The 17,411-nt window shown below is 37.1% G+C and carries 13 protein-coding genes and 2 pseudogenes; 5 read left to right on the top strand and 10 right to left on the bottom strand.

Annotation, left to right across the window (positions count from 1 at the left end; translation table 11 throughout):
* The first annotated feature begins 159 nt into the window (after positions 1-159).
* Positions 160-684, top strand: a complete 525-nt coding sequence (locus EUC40_RS00395) for a DUF2529 domain-containing protein (protein WP_156573186.1) — start codon at positions 160-162, stop codon at positions 682-684.
* A 32-nt stretch (positions 685-716) separates the two neighbouring features.
* Here the strand turns inward: EUC40_RS00395 and pyrG are convergent, their stop codons facing one another.
* The 8 genes and pseudogenes from pyrG to EUC40_RS00355 form a co-directional block, all read right to left on the bottom strand.
* The gene (gene pyrG, locus EUC40_RS00390) at positions 717-2,324 is read right to left on the bottom strand and encodes a CTP synthase (RefSeq protein WP_000170442.1); all 1,608 of its coding nucleotides are present in this window, start codon (positions 2,322-2,324) and stop codon (positions 717-719) included.
* Between the two features lie 257 nt (positions 2,325-2,581).
* Positions 2,582-3,112, bottom strand: coding sequence for a DNA-directed RNA polymerase subunit delta (gene rpoE / locus EUC40_RS00385; RefSeq protein WP_071710799.1), 531 nt, complete (start codon positions 3,110-3,112; stop codon positions 2,582-2,584).
* A 154-nt stretch (positions 3,113-3,266) separates the two neighbouring features.
* Positions 3,267-3,896, bottom strand: coding sequence for a TetR/AcrR family transcriptional regulator (locus tag EUC40_RS00380; RefSeq protein WP_071710800.1), 630 nt, complete (start codon positions 3,894-3,896; stop codon positions 3,267-3,269).
* A gap of 66 nt (positions 3,897-3,962) precedes the next feature.
* A complete protein-coding gene (gene acdA, locus EUC40_RS00375) occupies positions 3,963-5,102 on the bottom strand; it encodes an acyl-CoA dehydrogenase AcdA (RefSeq protein WP_156573185.1) in 1,140 nt (379 codons plus the stop codon).
* A gap of 21 nt (positions 5,103-5,123) precedes the next feature.
* Entirely contained in the window at positions 5,124-6,254 is a 1,131-nt protein-coding gene (locus tag EUC40_RS00370) for an acyl-CoA dehydrogenase (RefSeq protein WP_071710802.1), read from the bottom strand.
* Positions 6,255-6,326: 72 nt separating this feature from the next.
* Positions 6,327-7,178: a 3-hydroxybutyryl-CoA dehydrogenase gene (locus EUC40_RS00365; RefSeq protein ID WP_071710803.1), complete on the bottom strand. Its 852-nt coding sequence runs from the start codon at positions 7,176-7,178 to the stop codon at positions 6,327-6,329.
* Between the two features lie 45 nt (positions 7,179-7,223).
* Positions 7,224-8,505, bottom strand: a pseudogene (locus EUC40_RS00360) (acetyl-CoA C-acetyltransferase).
* 9 nt (positions 8,506-8,514) lie between these two features.
* Entirely contained in the window at positions 8,515-10,626 is a 2,112-nt protein-coding gene (locus tag EUC40_RS00355; protein ID WP_001086780.1) for a (Fe-S)-binding protein, read from the bottom strand.
* Between the two features lie 294 nt (positions 10,627-10,920).
* On the opposite strand from EUC40_RS00355, the gene cls reads away from it, so the two are divergent.
* The 3 genes from cls (at position 10,921) to EUC40_RS00340 (ending at position 15,903) form a co-directional block, all read left to right on the top strand.
* Complete coding sequence (gene cls / locus EUC40_RS00350; protein ID WP_156573184.1) at positions 10,921-12,114, top strand: cardiolipin synthase; 1,194 nt, start codon at positions 10,921-10,923, stop codon at positions 12,112-12,114.
* A gap of 28 nt (positions 12,115-12,142) precedes the next feature.
* Positions 12,143-13,096 (top strand): UV DNA damage repair endonuclease UvsE, encoded by a 954-nt coding sequence (uvsE, locus tag EUC40_RS00345; protein ID WP_156573183.1) that lies wholly within the window; start codon positions 12,143-12,145, stop codon positions 13,094-13,096.
* Positions 13,097-13,224: 128 nt separating this feature from the next.
* Positions 13,225-15,903, top strand: a complete 2,679-nt coding sequence (locus tag EUC40_RS00340; protein WP_156573182.1) for a DUF4084 domain-containing protein — start codon at positions 13,225-13,227, stop codon at positions 15,901-15,903.
* A 15-nt stretch (positions 15,904-15,918) separates the two neighbouring features.
* On the opposite strand, the gene EUC40_RS00335 is transcribed toward EUC40_RS00340, so the two are convergent.
* Both EUC40_RS00335 and EUC40_RS00330 read right to left on the bottom strand, forming a co-directional pair.
* Positions 15,919-16,065, bottom strand: coding sequence for a quorum-sensing peptide PapR (locus EUC40_RS00335; RefSeq protein WP_000734718.1), 147 nt, complete (start codon positions 16,063-16,065; stop codon positions 15,919-15,921).
* A gap of 88 nt (positions 16,066-16,153) precedes the next feature.
* The gene (locus EUC40_RS00330) at positions 16,154-17,011 is read right to left on the bottom strand and encodes a helix-turn-helix domain-containing protein (RefSeq protein WP_071710808.1); all 858 of its coding nucleotides are present in this window, start codon (positions 17,009-17,011) and stop codon (positions 16,154-16,156) included.
* Positions 17,012-17,203: 192 nt separating this feature from the next.
* Between EUC40_RS00330 and EUC40_RS00325 the strand changes: the two are divergent.
* Positions 17,204-17,401 (top strand): annotated as a pseudogene (locus tag EUC40_RS00325) (bacillolysin); the annotation flags it as partial.
* Between the last annotated feature and the right edge of the window lie 10 nt (positions 17,402-17,411).

Here is a 17,411-nt window from a genome sequence, read left to right as displayed (position 1 = left end):
TTATATCTTATCGATTTATTTTCGCTATTCTTTGCCAAATTCCTTCCTATTCTTTCTTATTTTACCGTTTCCTATTTCGTTATGCCACCTACGATTTCACCTTTCTAAAAAAATAAACTATAATGAAAACCGGCAAACACGTACGAAAGGAGTAACATTATGTTAAAAATTTTTTCAACTCAATTAAGTGGTTATTTCTCCAGAGTTTCTCAAAAAGAGGAAATGAATATAGAGGATAGTGCTCGTCTACTTGCTCAAGCACTAGTTGGCGATGGTTACATTTATTTACATGGTACAAATGAAATGGAAGGCGTTGTTGCTGAAGCGCTATTCGGTGCTGAACCAATGAAGCAAGCAAAACGATTATTTGAAAATGGGAAAGAAGTAGAAGTAACTTCTGCAGATCGTGTACTTCTTATTAGCCGTTTTTCAACAGATGAAGAAGTTGTAGCAATCGCAAAAAAACTTCAAGCAGATGGACACTCTATTGTCGGCATCTCTGCTATTCAAGAGGGTACTGAATCATTAGAGCAATATACAGATGTACATATTGATACAAAACTGTTAAAAGGTCTTATTCCAGACGATGAAGGTAACCGCTACGGATTCCCAAGTTTAATTGTAGCTTTATTTGCTTATCACGGAATTAAATTTACAATTGATGAAATGTTAAACGAATATTAAAAAAAGCGCCTGAAATCAGGCGCTTTTTTTTATTACTTGCTCTCTTTATTCGTAATAGAAGCACTTACGAAATCATGGAACAATGGTTGTGGGCGGTTTGGACGAGATACAAGTTCTGGGTGGAACTGTGCTGCCACGAACCAAGGGTGATCTTTTAATTCAATGATTTCAACTAGACGGCCGTCTGGGCTTGTACCAGAGAATACAAATCCTGCTTTTTCCATATCCGGACGGAATTGATTGTTGAACTCATAACGATGACGATGACGCTCATATACAACCGGCTCACTGTAAGCTCTGTAAGCATTTGTTTCTTCAGAAAGCTTACATGGATATAGACCAAGACGAAGTGTACCACCTAAGTCTTCTACATCTTTTTGTTCTGGTAATAAGTCGATGATTGCATAAGGTGTGTCAGGATTAATTTCAGAAGAGTTAGCTCCTTCTAATCCTAATACGTTACGTGCGAATTCGATTGATGCAAGTTGCATACCTAAGCAAATTCCTAAGAATGGAACTTTATTTTCACGAGCGTATTGAATTGCAACGATTTTACCTTCTACACCACGATCGCCGAAGCCACCTGGTACAAGGATACCATCTGTGTCTCCTACTAATTCTTGTACATTTTCTGCTGTTACGTGCTCAGCATTTACCCATTTCACTTCTACATCTGTATCGAAAGAGTAACCTGCATGACGAAGTGCTTCTACAACAGAAATATATGCATCTTGAAGTTCTACATACTTACCAACAAGAGCGATTTTTGTTTTCTTAGAAAGGTTACGTACTTTATCAACTAGCGCAGTCCACTCTGTCATATCTGCAGCTGGATTGTCTAATTTTAAGTGATCACAAACGATTTGGTCCATATTTTGCTCTTGAAGAGATAATGGAACTGCATATAAAGTATCTGCATCGCGTGCTTCGATAACTGCTTTTGTATCGATGTCACAGAATAATGCAAGCTTGTCTTTCATATCTTGAGAAACAGGCAGTTCTGTACGAACAACGATAATATTTGGTTGAATACCTAAGCTGCGAAGCTCTTTAACGCTATGTTGCGTTGGTTTTGTTTTCATTTCACCCGCTGCTTTTAAGTACGGGATTAACGTACAGTGAATGTACATTACATTGTCACGACCGATGTCGCTCTTAATTTGGCGGATTGCTTCTAAGAATGGTAGAGACTCGATATCACCAACAGTTCCACCGATTTCTGTAATAACAACGTCCGCATTTGTTTCGCGACCAGAACGGTATACACGTTCTTTAATTTCATTAGTAATGTGAGGAATAACTTGAACTGTTCCTCCTAAGTATTCACCACGACGCTCTTTTTGAAGAACTGAAGAGTAAATTTTACCTGTTGTTACGTTGCTGTATTTGTTTAAGTTAATGTCGATGAAACGCTCATAGTGACCAAGGTCTAAGTCAGTTTCTGCGCCATCATCTGTTACGAATACCTCACCGTGTTGGTATGGGCTCATAGTCCCTGGGTCTACGTTAATGTATGGATCAAACTTTTGAATCGTTACGTTTAACCCACGGTTTTTTAATAGTCTTCCAAGAGATGCTGCTGTAATACCTTTACCTAAAGACGATACTACACCGCCTGTTACAAAAATATACTTAGTCATGAAAAAGCTCCCTTCTACTTTGCTGTTATATAATCACCGTTGCAAAGCGCAACGTATGTAGATAACACTGTATCTATCTTATTGTTAGGCTCTTTTTATTTTCTAAACAAAAAACAAAAAAGAAAATTGCTCCCCTCATCACATAAAGTAATAAGTAGGGAGCAATTTTCTTTTATATTTACACTTTAAAAGTATTATCGTCCTTTTTTAAAGAGCCCAAAAATGATTCTACATGGACGATAATGAAAAGTCAAGAACTACAGTTCTTCCTCTTCTTCTTCTTCAGTTTCATCGTACTCAAGTTCTTCTTCAGCGAAGTCTTCATCATCTTCATCTAAATCATCAAGATCGTCGTCATCTCCGTCTTCATCTTCAAGAACCTTGTCCAAATCTTCTACATCATCTTCTTCATCTGCATTTCCGTCTGCATCGTCAAAGTCTTCATCTTCTTCAATGTAGTCGTCAAAACCGTCTTCTTCAACTTTACGTTTCTTCTTCGGTTTTGGTTGTGGTAAGATTTCTTCATCAATTTGCTCATATGGGTACCAGCTGCGTAGCCCCCAACGATTTTCTCCTAAATTAATGAAACGTCCATCGATGTTTAAATCTGTATAAAATTGTGCGAGTTTCGCATTAACTTGCTCTTGAGATAGTCCCAGCACTTGAGCGATTTCTTGAACCAACTCGTTGAATGTCGTTGCTTGTCTTTTATCCCCTAAAACGCTATGTACAACTTCAATCATTGAACATTCTTTTAGCTCTTCTGGTGAATATTGCTTAAAATTCACTTATGCGGCACTTCCTTTCATCAAATATAACCTTATATATAACGGTCTGCTTAAAAAAATCCATACTATTCATTATAAACAAAAGTCGCACAAATATGCTACAAAAAAAACGGGAAACTTTTATATGGCAATAAAATTATAATTTGTCTATTCCTTATTTCGGAAGCATATGAGCCCCCTGCAACACATACCTAATTTGCATTTCTGTATATTCCTCGAGCGTATATAATTTTTGCAAGGCCCAGCGTCTAAATCCCCACATTTGTCCTTGTATGAAAATATTATGTGCAAGAAGCTGTATTTCCTTATTATTTAATGTAAATGTTCCGTTTTCTGTACACTGTTCTAAAATATTTTCAAACATCCCTACCATTTGAAACTCTTTTTCTAATACGTATGGAAGAGATTCTTTCGGTAAAAAACGTACTTCTTGATACATAATTAATACTTCTTCTTGCAATTCGTCCATAACCTTAAAATAATTCGTTATCGCTATCTTTAAACTTTCTATACTTCCCTTCTCTGTACACACTACTTCCTCTAACCGTTCTTTTACATGTTCATAAATACTATCACAAACTAAATATAAAACATCATCTTTTGTACGAATATATTCATAAAGTGTTCCAATACTAAAGCCCGCCGCCTTCGCAATTTCTCTCGTTGTTGTACGCGGAAATCCTTTTTGCTTAAACAATTGCACCGCACCTTTAATCATTTGTTCACGCCTTAACGCAACTAACTTCTCATCTTTTACTGATGCATGTACGTTATGTTTAACCATCCCCTTCACCTCTCTCTATTATTTTTTGGAAGGAAAAAGCGTAGGAAAATACCTACGCTTTCGTTCCTACTTCGTTAACATACGAGAAATCACAAGCCTTTGAATCTCTTGTGTTCCTTCATAAATCTGTGTGATTTTTGCATCTCGCATATAACGCTCTACTGGATAATCTTTCGTATAACCGTAACCACCAAATACTTGTACCGCTTCCGTCGTCACCTTCATCGCGGTATCACCTGCAAATACTTTTGACATCGCTGATTCTTTCCCATACGGAAGCCCTTCCGATTCAAGCCAAGCTGCTTGATATGTTAAAAGGCGCGCCGCCTCTATATCCGTTGCCATATCCGCAAGTTTAAAGCCAATCCCTTGCTGCGCCGCAATCGGCTTCCCAAACTGATGGCGCTCTCTTGCATATTCTACAGAAGCATCTAAAGCCCCTTGTGCAATACCAACCGCTTGCGCCGCAATACCATTACGACCGCCATCTAATGTTTGCATCGCAATCTTAAATCCTTGCCCTTCTTCTCCAAGTAAGTTCTCTACAGGAATACGGCAATCTTCAAACATAATTTCAGTCGTTGGCGAAGAGCGAATCCCTAACTTACTTTCTTTCTTCCCAACTGAAAATCCTGGTGTATTACTTTCTACAATAAATGCACTCGTACCGCGCTGCTTCGATTCAGGATCTGTTAACGCAAAAACAACATAAATATCGGCAATGCCGCCATTTGTAATAAAGATTTTCGATCCATTTAATACGTAATGGTCTCCATCTCTTTTTGCAATTGTCTTCATTCCACCAGCGTCCGATCCAGATCCTGTCTCAGTTAAACCATATGCACCAATTTTTGTCCCTTCAGCCATCGGTCGCAAAAACTTTTGCTTTTGCTCTTCCGTTCCGAATTTAAAAATTGGCCATCCAGCAAGTGAAGTATGCGCAGACAGTGTTACCCCTGTAGAGGCACAAACGCGAGATAACTCTTCAATTGCAATTACGTACGCCAAGTAATCGCTTCCAATTCCGCCGTACTCTTCAGGCCATGGGATACCTGTCAAGCCAAGCTCTGCCATTTGATCAAATAAGGCACGATCAAATCTCTCTTCCTCATCACGCTGCGCTGCTGTTGGTGCTACTTCGTTTTTAGCAAAGTCTCGAACCATTTTTCTTATCATTTCATGTTCTTCTGATAGTTTAAAATGCATCTCCGTCTCCCCCTCGTCCTTTTATAAAGCACGGCTAATAACAAGTTTTTGTATTTCACTCGTTCCTTCATAAATTTGTGTGATCTTCGCATCACGGAAAAATCGCTCTACTGGATAATCTTTCGTATAACCGTAACCACCAAATACTTGCACCGCTTCAATCGAAACTTCAACTGCCGTCTTAGAAGCGAATAATTTCGCAATAGACGCTTCTTTCCCGCACGGTAACCCTTGTGCTCTAAGCGATGCAGCTCTATATACAAGTAAGCGTGCAGCCTCCACATTTGTCGCCATATCTGCAAGTTTGAAGCCAATCCCTTGCTGCGCCGCAATCGGCTTCCCAAATTGCTCTCGTTCTTTTGCATAATCAATCGCACATGTAAGCGCTGCTTCAGCAATTCCTAACGCCTGTGCACCGATTCCAATTCGTCCAACATCTAAATTTGCCATCGCCACCTTGAATCCTTGTCCTTCTTCCCCAAGTAAATTCTCAGCTGGCACTTTCATATCTTCAAACGTAAGTTGTACTGTACGTGAACCAAGAAGCCCCATCTTATGCTCGTCTTTTCCTATAATTAAACCAGGCGTATCTTTCTCTACTATGAATGCGGAAATACCACTTTTTCCTGCCTCTGGATTTGTAGAAGCGAATACAATATATGTACTTGCTTCGCCCCCATTTGTAATAAATACTTTCGATCCATTAATAATGTAGTGATCGTCTTTTTTTACAGCTCTTGACTTCAAACTCCCTGCATCCGATCCTGCATTTGGTTCTGTTAATGCAAATGCACCTAAATATTCACCAGTCGCAAGTTTAGAAACGTATTTCTGCTTCTGTTCTTCTGTTCCGAAATATAAAATCGGATTCATACCAACTGACGTATGTACAGCTAAAATTACACCAACCGTTGCGCTTACCTTTGAGATCTCTTCAATTGCTAAAATGTAAGAAATGAAATCCATTTCTGCGCCGCCGTATTTCGCAGGCGCTGGAATACCCATTAACCCAAGCTCACCCATCTTTTGCAAAATTTCTTTCGGGAACACCCCTTGTTCCATACTAGGAACAAAGGGAGCTATTTCTTTCTGTGCAAAATCTCGAACCATTTTCCTCATCATTTGCTGCTCTTCAGTAAAATGAAAATTCATATACTTCGCCTCCATTTGCTATATATCTTTTTAACAATTTGGTAAGACCACTATTTTAATAAAGGGAGGAATTTATTCGTAAACGTAGAAACCACGGCCCGTTTTACGTCCTAACCATCCTGCATTTACGTACTTACGTAATAATGGACATGGGCGATATTTACTATCTCCTAATCCTTCATGCAACACTTCCATAATGTATAAACATGTGTCTAAACCGATAAAATCAGCTAACGTTAGCGGTCCCATCGGATGATTCATACCAAGTTTCATTACTTCATCAATCGCTTCTTTCGTCGCTACACCTTCATATAACGTATAAATTGCTTCGTTAATCATCGGTAATAAAATACGGTTCGATACAAACCCTGGGAAATCATTTACTTCAACTGGAACTTTCCCAATTTTCTTCGTAATGTCTTCAATCGTTTCGTATACCGCATCATCCGTAGCTAAACCACGAATAATTTCAACAAGCTTCATAACAGGAACTGGATTCATAAAGTGCATACCGATTACTTTTTCTGGACGTTTCGTTACCGCTGCAATTTCTGTAATCGGCAACGATGACGTATTCGTCGCTAAAATGGCATGATCCGGTGCGATTTCATCTAGATTCGCAAAAATTTTCTTTTTAATATCCATTTTCTCAACAGCCGCTTCAATAATAAGATCAGCTTCTTTCACACAATCTAAATCAAGCGTTACTGTAAGACGATTTAACGTCGCTTCCTTCTCTTCTTCTTTCATACGTCCTTTTTCTACTTGGCGTGCTAAGTTTTTCGTAATGATAGCCAGCCCTCTATCTAATTGCTCTTGTTTTAAATCTTGAACCTTCACGTCATATCCTGCCATTGCACACACTTGTGCGATTCCCGATCCCATTTGTCCTGCACCAATTACAACAATTTTTTGTACACCCATTTCTTCTTCCCCCTTAATTGTTAATAAACGATATAGATTCTAAAATTAATGAACTTCAATCATCACTGCGTCACCTTGACCGCCACCACTACAAATTGAAGCAATGCCAATTCCGCCGCCGCGCTGCTTAAGTGCATGGATTAGTGTAACGATAATACGCGCTCCGCTTGCCCCAATTGGATGTCCCATCGCCACTGCGCCGCCATTTACATTCAATTTTTCTGGGTCAATTCCCGCAATATCTGTACTTGCAATTGCTACCGCTGCAAATGCTTCATTAATCTCAAATAAATCGATGTCTTCAATTGTCTTGCCTGTTTTTTTCAACAATGCGTTAATTGCATAGCCTGGTGTTCTTGGGAAATCCTTTGATTCTACCGCGATTGCCGTATGCGCTAAAATTGTCGCTAATGGCGTTCTTCCTTCTTGCTTCGCTCTGTCCTCGCTCATTAATACAAGTGCAGCACCGCCATCATTTAGGCCAGGAGCATTACCAGCTGTCACTGCTGCCGTCTTATCAAATACAGGCTTTAATTTTGCTAACTTTTCAACCGTTGTATCCGCGCGTGGCGCTTCATCCTTTGCAACAACGATAGGATCGCCTTTTCTTTGTGGAATCGTTACTGGCACAATTTCCGCTTCAAAACGGCCTTCTTTGTGTGCAGCAACCGCACGCTGATGGCTACGATATGCCCATTCATCTTGCGCTTCGCGAGAAATTCCATCTTCCTTCGCAACTTCTCCGCCATAAACACCCATGTGTATACCTGAAAATGCGCATGTTAAACCGTCTGCAACGTTTAAATCGATAACTTCATTGTTGCCCATTCTGTATCCCCATCTTGCCCCACGTAAAATGTAAGGACTGTTACTCATCGACTCCATACCACCAGCTACAATCAATGATTGATCGCCAGTACGAATAATTTGATCCGCTAACGTAACCGCACGAAGCCCTGATGCACAAACTTTATTCACTGTTTCCGTCTGCACTTCCCAAGGGATTCCAGCAGCCCTCGCCGCTTGGCGCGATGGAATTTGCCCCTGTCCACCTTGAATAACCGTTCCAAATATAACTTCCTCAACATCACTAGCAGAAACATTTGCTCTTTCAAGCGCCGCTTTAATTGCAATTCCTCCAAGTTCCGTTGCTTTCACATCTTTTAAAGTTCCTCCAAATTTCCCAACCGGTGTTCTTGCTGCACTTAAAATAACTGTTTTACTCATTCTTCTTTCCCCCATTTCTTTTTATCACTGAGCGCGCGCTCGGTGTTCCTACGTTGAGAAGAGGTGCAATGATTGCACCTCTTTCTAAAGTTGTATGCATTCCTACAAACTAGATTGCTTCTTTCTTCTGTCCAATAACTGAGCGTTCTAAAATCTCTGTTACATCGAGAGTTTGAACTTTCTCTTCAACTTCTTTCGCTTTCGTACCATCACTAATCATTGTTAAGCAATAAGGACATCCTGTACCGATAATGGATGGCTGTACAGCTAATGCTTGCTCTGTACGAGCAACGTTAATACGTGAACCTGTTGTTTCTTCCATCCACATTAAACCGCCACCTGCGCCACAGCACATTCCAGTTTCGCGATTTCGTGCCATCTCTACAAGATTCACTCCAGGAATCGCTTTCAAAATATCACGCGGCGCTTCGTACACTTCGTTGTATCTTCCTAAGTAACAGGAATCATGGTACGTAACTGTTTCCTCAATAGCGTGAACAGGCTTTAAGCGACCTTCTTTCACCCACTGAGCTAACAATTCTGTATGATGATAGACTTCTGCTTGTAAACCAAAGTCCGGATACTCATTTTTAAATGTGTTATAAGCATGAGGATCAATCGTAACGATTTTCTTCACTCCTGCCTTTTCAAATTCTTCAATATTCTTTGTCGCCATCTCTTGGAATACAAATTCATTTCCAAGGCGGCGCGGTGTATCTCCAGAATTCTTTTCTTTATTACCGAGAATCGCGAATGAAATGCCTGCTTCGTTCATTAACTTCGCAAACGATATCGCAATCTTCTGACTACGATTGTCGTATGATCCCATTGAACCAACCCAGAATAAATACTCGAATTCTTCACCAGCTTTTGATTTTTCTTTTACTGTTGGAACTGTTACTTCGTCATCACCTTGGCGCCATGTTTCGCGCTCTTTACGGTTCAGACCCCACGGATTTCCTTGACGTTCAATGTTTGTCATCGCGCGTTGTGCTTCCGCGTCCATTTTTCCTTCTGTTAAAACGAGATAACGGCGTAAATCAATAATTTTGTCAACATGTTCATTCATAACTGGACATTGATCTTCACAGTTACGACACGTTGTACATGCCCAGATTTCTTCTTCTGTAATAACATCTCCGATTAAACTCGGATCGTAAGCGAGTGTTGTAGCCGCTGATTCTTGTTGCCCTTTTCCAGCTGCCATCATCGCTAACTGATTTCCTTGTGTATTATTAAAAGCCACTACTGGAACCCACGGTGCTTTTGATGTTACCGCAGCTCCTTTATCAGTTAAATGATCGCGAAGCTTTAAAATCAAGTCCATCGGCGATAGCATTTTTCCTGTGCCTGTTGCTGGACACATATTTGTACAGCGACCACACTCTACACAAGCGTATAAATCAATAAGTTGATTTTGTCTAAAGTCTTCAATTTTACCAACACCAAATGTTTCTTGCGTTTCATCTTCAAAATCAATCTTTTCAAGCTTCCCTGGGTTTGAAAGACGACCGAAGAATACATTAGCTGGTCCCGCAATTAAATGCGCATGTTTTGATTGTGGAACATACACTAAAAATGTTAACAAGATTAGTAAATGCACCCACCAAGAGAAATAGAACACCGAAATGGCTACGGTTTCATTTATCCCACCAAAAACGTAAGCGATTGCAGAAGCGATTGGTTCACTCCATGAAAGCTCCTCGCCATGCCATATAAGTCCCATACCGTTACCAAGTAGTACAGAAACCATTAAGCCTCCGATAAAAATAAGAACAAGGCCCGATTTAAAGTTACGTTTTAAACGAACAAGCTTTTCAACATAGCGTCTATGAAAAGCCCAAAAGACTGCAATTAAAATTACAAGTGTGACAATTTCCTGGAAGAATGTAAATGCAGGGTATAGTGGTCCAAGTGGAAGATGTGATCCTGGTGCGAGTCCTTTCCAAACGAAGTCAATTGCTCCAAATTGGACAAGAATAAATCCGTAAAAGAACATAACGTGAATAATGCCGCTCTTTTTATCTTTCAGCAGCTTTTTCTGACCGAAAACATTAACTTTAAGAAGATCCCAACGCTCTTTAAAACGACGATCAAATTCAATCTTTTTTCCTAATTGTATGTAGGCCATCCTCGTTCGTATAAGATACACAAACAAATATCCCGCATAAGCAATAACAGCAATGGCAGCCAGCCAATTAATGATCAGTAAGCTATTCATTTTTATGCTACCCCTCTCTTTGTAAGCCCTCTTTCTTTTTTAGAATCTTCAAAAACATATAATTTTCTGAATTTTTTCCCCTATCTTCATTATATAATGAGTGAGCATTCAGTCAACAGTTTTTTGTTATACAACAACATATTTTTTAATAAAGCTGTTTATTTCGGTGAAACTATAAAGTGAAACTTTAAGCAATGAGGGCCGTTGATCTCCCCCAACTTCTTTGCTTTAACCTAATTTTGAACTGGGAGGCTTACTGCCCGCAAATAGCGAGGCAAAGGAGGGAATTCACTCATGTTCTTCTTATCTCTCTTGTTAATATGCATTACGCTTTGGATTACAATTGATTTTTTATATGGGAGACGCCTTCATTTGAAACGTGTGCGCCCTCGCACTTTCCCTTTACGTCAAAGTGATTTTCATCTTTATACATATGGAAAAGATTTATATGATGATTTATTTACTGACATAAAACAAGCAAAGCACCACGTACACGTTTTATTCTTCATTGTAAAAAACGATAAGATTAGTCGTCAGTTTTTAAAGTTACTTATTGATAAAGCACAGGAAGGAATTGAAGTAAGACTTTTACTCGATCGATTTGGTAGCCATTATTTATCAAACGAAGCAATCCGTTCCCTCCAAAAACATGGTGTCTCTTTTTCTTTTTGTCATAAAGTTAAATTCCCTTTTCCTTTCTTTTCTGCAAACCAAAGAAATCATAGAAAAATTACAGTCATTGATGGGAAAATCGGTTATATCGGGGGCTTTAATATCGGCGAGGAGTACTTAGGACATAATGAGCGATTAGGACTATGGAGAGACTATCATTTACGTCTTACAGGAGAAGGTGTTCAAGATTTACAAAAGCAATTTTTGCATGACTGGTTAGATGATACAAATGAAAATCTATTGGAGGTTTCTCTTTATTTTCCGAAACAACAACCAGGTACTATCCTACACCAATTCGTTCCGACCGATGGTGCCTATTTACAACATACTTTTTTACATTTAATTGAAAGTGCAAAAAAAGAACTCTTTATCGGTACACCTTATTTCATTCCTGGCAAGAAAATTGCGAGTGCTCTATTAAAAGCACATGAAAGAGGGGTTCACATCACGATTCTCGTTCCAGAAAAGGCTGATCACGCCCTTGTTCGAGAGGCAAAATTCCCGTACTGCCGAAAATTAATACAGGCTGGTTGTGATATTTACGCATTTCAACAAGGGTTTTTTCACGCAAAAATTATTATAGTAGACGATGAAATCTGTGATATCGGAACTGCAAATTTTGATATGAGAAGTTTATATAGTAACCATGAAATTAACTGCCTTTTATACAATAAACATTTCATCCAAACAGTAAAAAATAAATTCCATGAAGATCTAGAAAATGCATCATTACTTTCCTTTGAAGATGTCAGCCCCCGTTCTCTTATTGATAGAGGAAAAGAATGGATAGGAACAATCGTTGCTTTCTTCCTATAGGAAAGGGAATAAAAGAGGTATATCACATATGATTATAAGATTGGGATATGTCTCACATGCAATGGCATTGTGGGACTGTTCTCCTGCCAAAACAATAACGTTTACGAGCTTCAAAAAACTTAATAAACAAGAGCGCGAGGATAAATTGTACCATGTTACAAGACAAAATCTTGAACATACAATACGTATCCTTCATTACAATATAGCGCATGAAATCCCACTATATCGCCTATCGTCTTCTATCGTTCCACTTGCAACACACCCTGAAGTTGAGTTTGATTATATTGAAGCATTCACACCACTTTGGCGTAAAATAGGGGCATTAATTCGAGAACACAATTTACGAGTAAGCTTTCATCCAAATCAATTTACATTATTCACAAGCGACAAGCCACATATTACAACTAACGCTATTACAGATATGAACTATCATTACAAAGTATTAGATGCGATAGGAGTTGCCGATTCTTCTTACATTAATATCCATGTTGGTGGGGCCTATGGAAATAAGGAAAAAGCAATTGAACGTTTCCATGAAAACATAAAAAAACTTCCTACACATATAAAAAAACAAATGACTCTTGAAAATGATGATAAAACATATACAACTTCTGAAACTTTATCTATTTGCCAAAAAGAAAATATTCCTTTTGTATTTGATTATCATCATCATATGGCTAATCTTTGCGAGGAACCACTGGAAGAGCTACTACCTGCGATTTTTGAAACTTGGTCACACACAAACATCCCGCCAAAAGTTCACATTTCTTCTCCTAGATCAGAAAAAGAATTTAGGGCTCACGCTGAATATATTGATTTAGAGTTTATTAAGCCGTTCTTACACATCGCAAAAAAAATAAATCATAATTTCGATATTATGATTGAAAGTAAACAGAAAGATTTAGCACTATTACAATTCATACGTGAACTTTCTTCTATAAAAGGGGTAAAAAGAACAAATGGCGCAACATTACGATGGTAAATTGTAATGTTGCGCTATTTTTTTCAAAAAAAGTAATTTTTATAGTAAAAAACACCCTATTTTATATGCTATTATTTAAATTAGCATTTTCCACCTGAGATTCAACTTTATTGAAACGGAGCCATAATATGATTAATCAAAAAAAGTATGTACAATTTGTCATGATGTATATAATTATATTTTCTCTTTGGATATTCCTTATTCCTAAGGACTTGAATATAAAAGAAATTGGAATTCTTTTCTTATTTTGTTTTGCTACAATCTTTTCTTGCTATTGCCTATATAAAGCAATTAAGAAGATGAAACGCGGCGACAAACTATTTTGGGTTCTAGTACTATGCACTTGTATATGTGGATTAACTATGGAAATTACTTTATTTTTGCATTCCCTTTCTATATATGATCAAGTCCTATTCTCATATAGGGCATTGCCTTTTTTCATCATACAATATATTTTGCTCTTTTCTGGCTTTGCTATAAAGTTTATAAAACATTACTCTATTAGAGGCCTTGCTCAATTTTCATTCGACAGCATCTTTATTGTTATTATGAATATTTATTTCACCTTAACTTTTATTTTGGATCTCTCAAGCTTTCGTGCGTTAACAACAGATATGTGGGTTTTAATTGGATACTTTGTTGCACAATCATTAGTGATTTACGCCGTTATTAGCTTATATAGAAGAGAAAAATATTCTTCTAGTAGAATCGCGTTAATTATCGGCTTTACTATTATACTTGTATACGGATATGTACATTTATTCCAATTAAACGCCGGAATGAAATCTTCTCCTGAAGTCTCTTATTTAATACATACCGCTTCCATTTTACTAATAGGTTTATCGTCCATACTATACATTTTGGATAAGCCAATACGACATGAAACGAAAACAAAATATTATCGATTCGATTATGTACGCTTTATATTACCTTATTTTAGTATAATTATTACTTTTGCTTTTATTGTCCTTCAGCCTTGGGATGATCAGTTCATGCTAATCGGTCTAGTATTATCATTAATCTTATTATTTCTACGACAACTTTACATGTGGAAAGACAATCAAGCATTAATTGACACCTACGAGAAGTTGACTATACAACTAGAGGACGAAGTTGAAGAAGGTGCATCTGCATTATCCAAAAGTGAACAACGTTATAAATCTTTATTTGAAGATCACCCTGATGCCGTGTTCTCCTTAAATATGAATGGTATTTTTCAACGCTCTAATCAGGCATGTGAAAGTTTATTTACTGCTTACTATTGTGAGGTAGCTAGCTATTCTCTTCTACATTTCATTGATCCAAAAGACCATGAACTACTAAAGAGGGCTTTACAAATTACAAAAGAAGGTAGACCACAAACCTTAGAAGTTCGTACAAAAGAAAAAGAAGGCTACTATTATTACCTTCACATTACGCTTATCCCTACGTTTATAAATAAAGAAGTTGTTGGGATGTTCGGGATAGCACGTGATATTACAACTTTATATGAAAAGCAAAAGCAAGTAGAGCATTTAGCTTTTCATGATGCACTTACCGGGTTACCAAATCGCCGTAAGTTTGAAAAAGATTTAAAAGCTATGTTAACTACGGCTCAAACTAGTGCAAATGACATTGCCGTCATGTTCCTTGATTTAGATCGATTCAAAAAAATTAATGATCGCCTTGGTCATGATGTTGGAGATTTACTATTAATCGAAGTAGCAAAGCGATTACGTGGGTGTTTGCGTTCTAAAGATATCGTTGCTCGTCAAGGGGGCGATGAGTTTACAATTCTATTACCAGATATGTACTCTGAAAAAAGTGCATCTTTCATCGCTGAACAAATTTTAACTATTTTAAACAAACCGTTCTTCATTAAAGACGAAGAACTATCTATTACACCAAGTATCGGAATTGCAATGTACCCTGATTATGGAACAAATGTAACCGAATTAATGAAAAATGCCGATATGGCTATGTATTGTGCGAAAGCAAATGGAAAAAACAGATTTGTTTTCTTCTCAAAAGAAATGAGTATTGCTCAAAATGAGAGTAACTTCCTAGAAGGTGAACTTTCAAAAGCATTACAGCAAAATGAATTTTTCCTTGAATATCAACCGCAAGTACATACAAAAACAAAACAAATTATCGGTTTTGAAGCATTAATTCGTTGGAAACATCCAAAACTCGGAATTGTATCACCTGCCCAGTTCATTCCTCTAGCAGAGGAAACAGGATTTATTATTGAACTTGGTAATTGGATTTTACATAAAGCCTGTTCGGAAGCAAAAAAATGGCATAACCAAGGCTTTTCTCATTTAAAAGTTGGTGTAAATTTATCTGTTGTTCAATTTAATCACCCAGATTTAATATCAACTATTTCAAAAGTTCTAGAAGAAACAAAACTAAAACCAGAAGCATTAGATATTGAGATTACGGAAAGTATCGCGATTAATCAAAATCATTCTGTAGTTGCTAAACTAGAAGAACTTCAAAATCTCGGTATTCAAATTTCAATTGATGACTTCGGAACTGGTTATAGCTCTTTAGCTTATTTAACAAAATATCCAATCAACACATTAAAAATTGCCCGAGAATTTATTTGTGGCATTACAAATAGCCCTTTAGAAGAAGCAATTATCGCTTCCATTATTAAACTATCCAAAGAATTAAATTTAGAAGTTATTGCTGAAGGTGTAGAGACAGAAGAACAGTGGAATTTTTTACGCGCACAAAACTGTGATCATATTCAAGGATTCTTCTTTAGCAAACCTGTTTCTAATAAAGATGTTTGGATGTTACTCCACAAAAAAACAACCGTCTAAGTAAGACGGTTGTTTTTAATATTCATAAGGCATATCTGAAGCTAATTGTACCTCTTGATCATTATGAGAAATTACTTGGCTTTTCTCTAAAGCTGTATCTGTTAATGAAATACCCCATGCCATCGCTAAAGTTAATAGACCACCAATAAGTAGTTTCTTCATATTCCATCACCCACATTTTTTCTTTTAACTATATCATGAAAATTTCTCCATACATTATGCAATTATGCATATTTAATTTTCAGGTTTTTTATCTCTTCATTTTTTTCATAAATTTTTCTTTATACGGATGCATTTCTAAAATATCGAAAAAGAAGCAAGCCTTTTCATAAGCCTCTTCAACCTCTGCCCTATCGTATTCTAGCTTTTCTAAGCATTCACCTTTTTGATAGTATAGCTGCCCAATCAATGCCATACTATTAATTCGACACGATATTTCAATAGCTTTATTTATTTGGTAAAGCGCTTCTTCATATTGATTATCTACGTATAATGTTTTTGCATGATTATGTCTTACCTTCACATCAAACTCTTTATTTTCAGGCAGTGCTTCTAATTGCTTTAATATATCTTCAAATAACTCCAGGCCTTTCTTAAGATGACCGTTTTCAGAATAAATATTTGCAATTGCATTTTCTATATAAAGATTTTGGTATACGTCTATTCCAGCTAATTGCTGGTTTAACAACTTTTTTAACTCTAAAATACAATATTCGTAATCAATTTTTTTCAATATGTAAGCTGCTACATAATATTGCCATTGAAGAAACTGTTGAAACTCAGGATGATATTCTTCCTTTTTTAATTCATTCCATACTTTATTATAAATTTCTTTATATTTCTTTTGCTTACAAAGCATAATAATTTGATCTTTTAACTGCTTTTTCCTCTCAAGATCGGAATAAATGAGTACCTCATAAAAATGAATAATGGGAACTTGTAATTTCGCTGCGATACCTTGTAATATATCCATACTTGGGTATACCGCGCCCGATTCAATTCTACTCACTTCCGATTGATGACATATGTTCTCGGATAACTGCTTTTGTGTTAATCCTCTCATCGCCCTAATTTTCTTAATTTCACTTCCTAATTTTTCTGCCTGCATACTTATTCACCATCCCACTATAACAATCTAATTTATTAAGTTGTCATACCACTACAATAATGTGAATTCGACAATTTTTGATATGAAATAATGCATAATATATATAAAATTCGGCAAATTCTTCATACAATTCACCTCACATACAGGAATAGCTTAGAAGGGTTATAGATGAATTATAGGAGAATTGCCAGTGATTTCATTGTAAAAGTAGATAAAAATGGCGTAATTACTACTGTTAGTTGTAAAGCTGTCCAACATTTAGAACAACAACCTAATCTTACTATAACAAATTTTTTGTCGAAAAATGAAGTAAAACCTACATTACGTAATACACTTCAAATTCCAAGCGATACGGTTAAAACAGAATTCTCTAACGAAAGCGTTGTTTATCCCGATTGTT

The sequence above is a fragment of the Bacillus luti genome (assembly GCF_009739945.1).
GTDB lineage: Bacteria > Bacillota > Bacilli > Bacillales > Bacillaceae_G > Bacillus_A > Bacillus_A luti.
The sequence above is the reverse complement of the archived record's forward strand: the minus strand, read 5'-3'. Positions and strand labels throughout refer to the sequence as shown.

What these genes read in the sequence shown, in the direction of transcription:
- EUC40_RS00355 (WP_001086780.1), bottom strand. Translation starts at nt 10,626, where the DNA reads ATGAATAGCTTACTGATCATTAATTGGCTGGCTGCCATTGCTGTTATT.
- pyrG (WP_000170442.1), bottom strand. Translation starts at nt 2,324, where the DNA reads ATGACTAAGTATATTTTTGTAACAGGCGGTGTAGTATCGTCTTTAGGT.
- acdA (WP_156573185.1), bottom strand. Translation starts at nt 5,102, where the DNA reads ATGCATTTTAAACTATCAGAAGAACATGAAATGATAAGAAAAATGGTT.
- EUC40_RS00395 (WP_156573186.1), top strand. Translation starts at nt 160, where the DNA reads ATGTTAAAAATTTTTTCAACTCAATTAAGTGGTTATTTCTCCAGAGTT.
- EUC40_RS00365 (WP_071710803.1), bottom strand. Translation starts at nt 7,178, where the DNA reads ATGGGTGTACAAAAAATTGTTGTAATTGGTGCAGGACAAATGGGATCG.
- EUC40_RS00370 (WP_071710802.1), bottom strand. Translation starts at nt 6,254, where the DNA reads ATGAATTTTCATTTTACTGAAGAGCAGCAAATGATGAGGAAAATGGTT.
- EUC40_RS00330 (WP_071710808.1), bottom strand. Translation starts at nt 17,011, where the DNA reads ATGCAGGCAGAAAAATTAGGAAGTGAAATTAAGAAAATTAGGGCGATG.
- EUC40_RS00335 (WP_000734718.1), bottom strand. Translation starts at nt 16,065, where the DNA reads ATGAAGAAACTACTTATTGGTGGTCTATTAACTTTAGCGATGGCATGG.
- cls (WP_156573184.1), top strand. Translation starts at nt 10,921, where the DNA reads ATGTTCTTCTTATCTCTCTTGTTAATATGCATTACGCTTTGGATTACA.
- EUC40_RS00380 (WP_071710800.1), bottom strand. Translation starts at nt 3,896, where the DNA reads ATGGTTAAACATAACGTACATGCATCAGTAAAAGATGAGAAGTTAGTT.
- uvsE (WP_156573183.1), top strand. Translation starts at nt 12,143, where the DNA reads ATGATTATAAGATTGGGATATGTCTCACATGCAATGGCATTGTGGGAC.
- EUC40_RS00340 (WP_156573182.1), top strand. Translation starts at nt 13,225, where the DNA reads ATGATTAATCAAAAAAAGTATGTACAATTTGTCATGATGTATATAATT.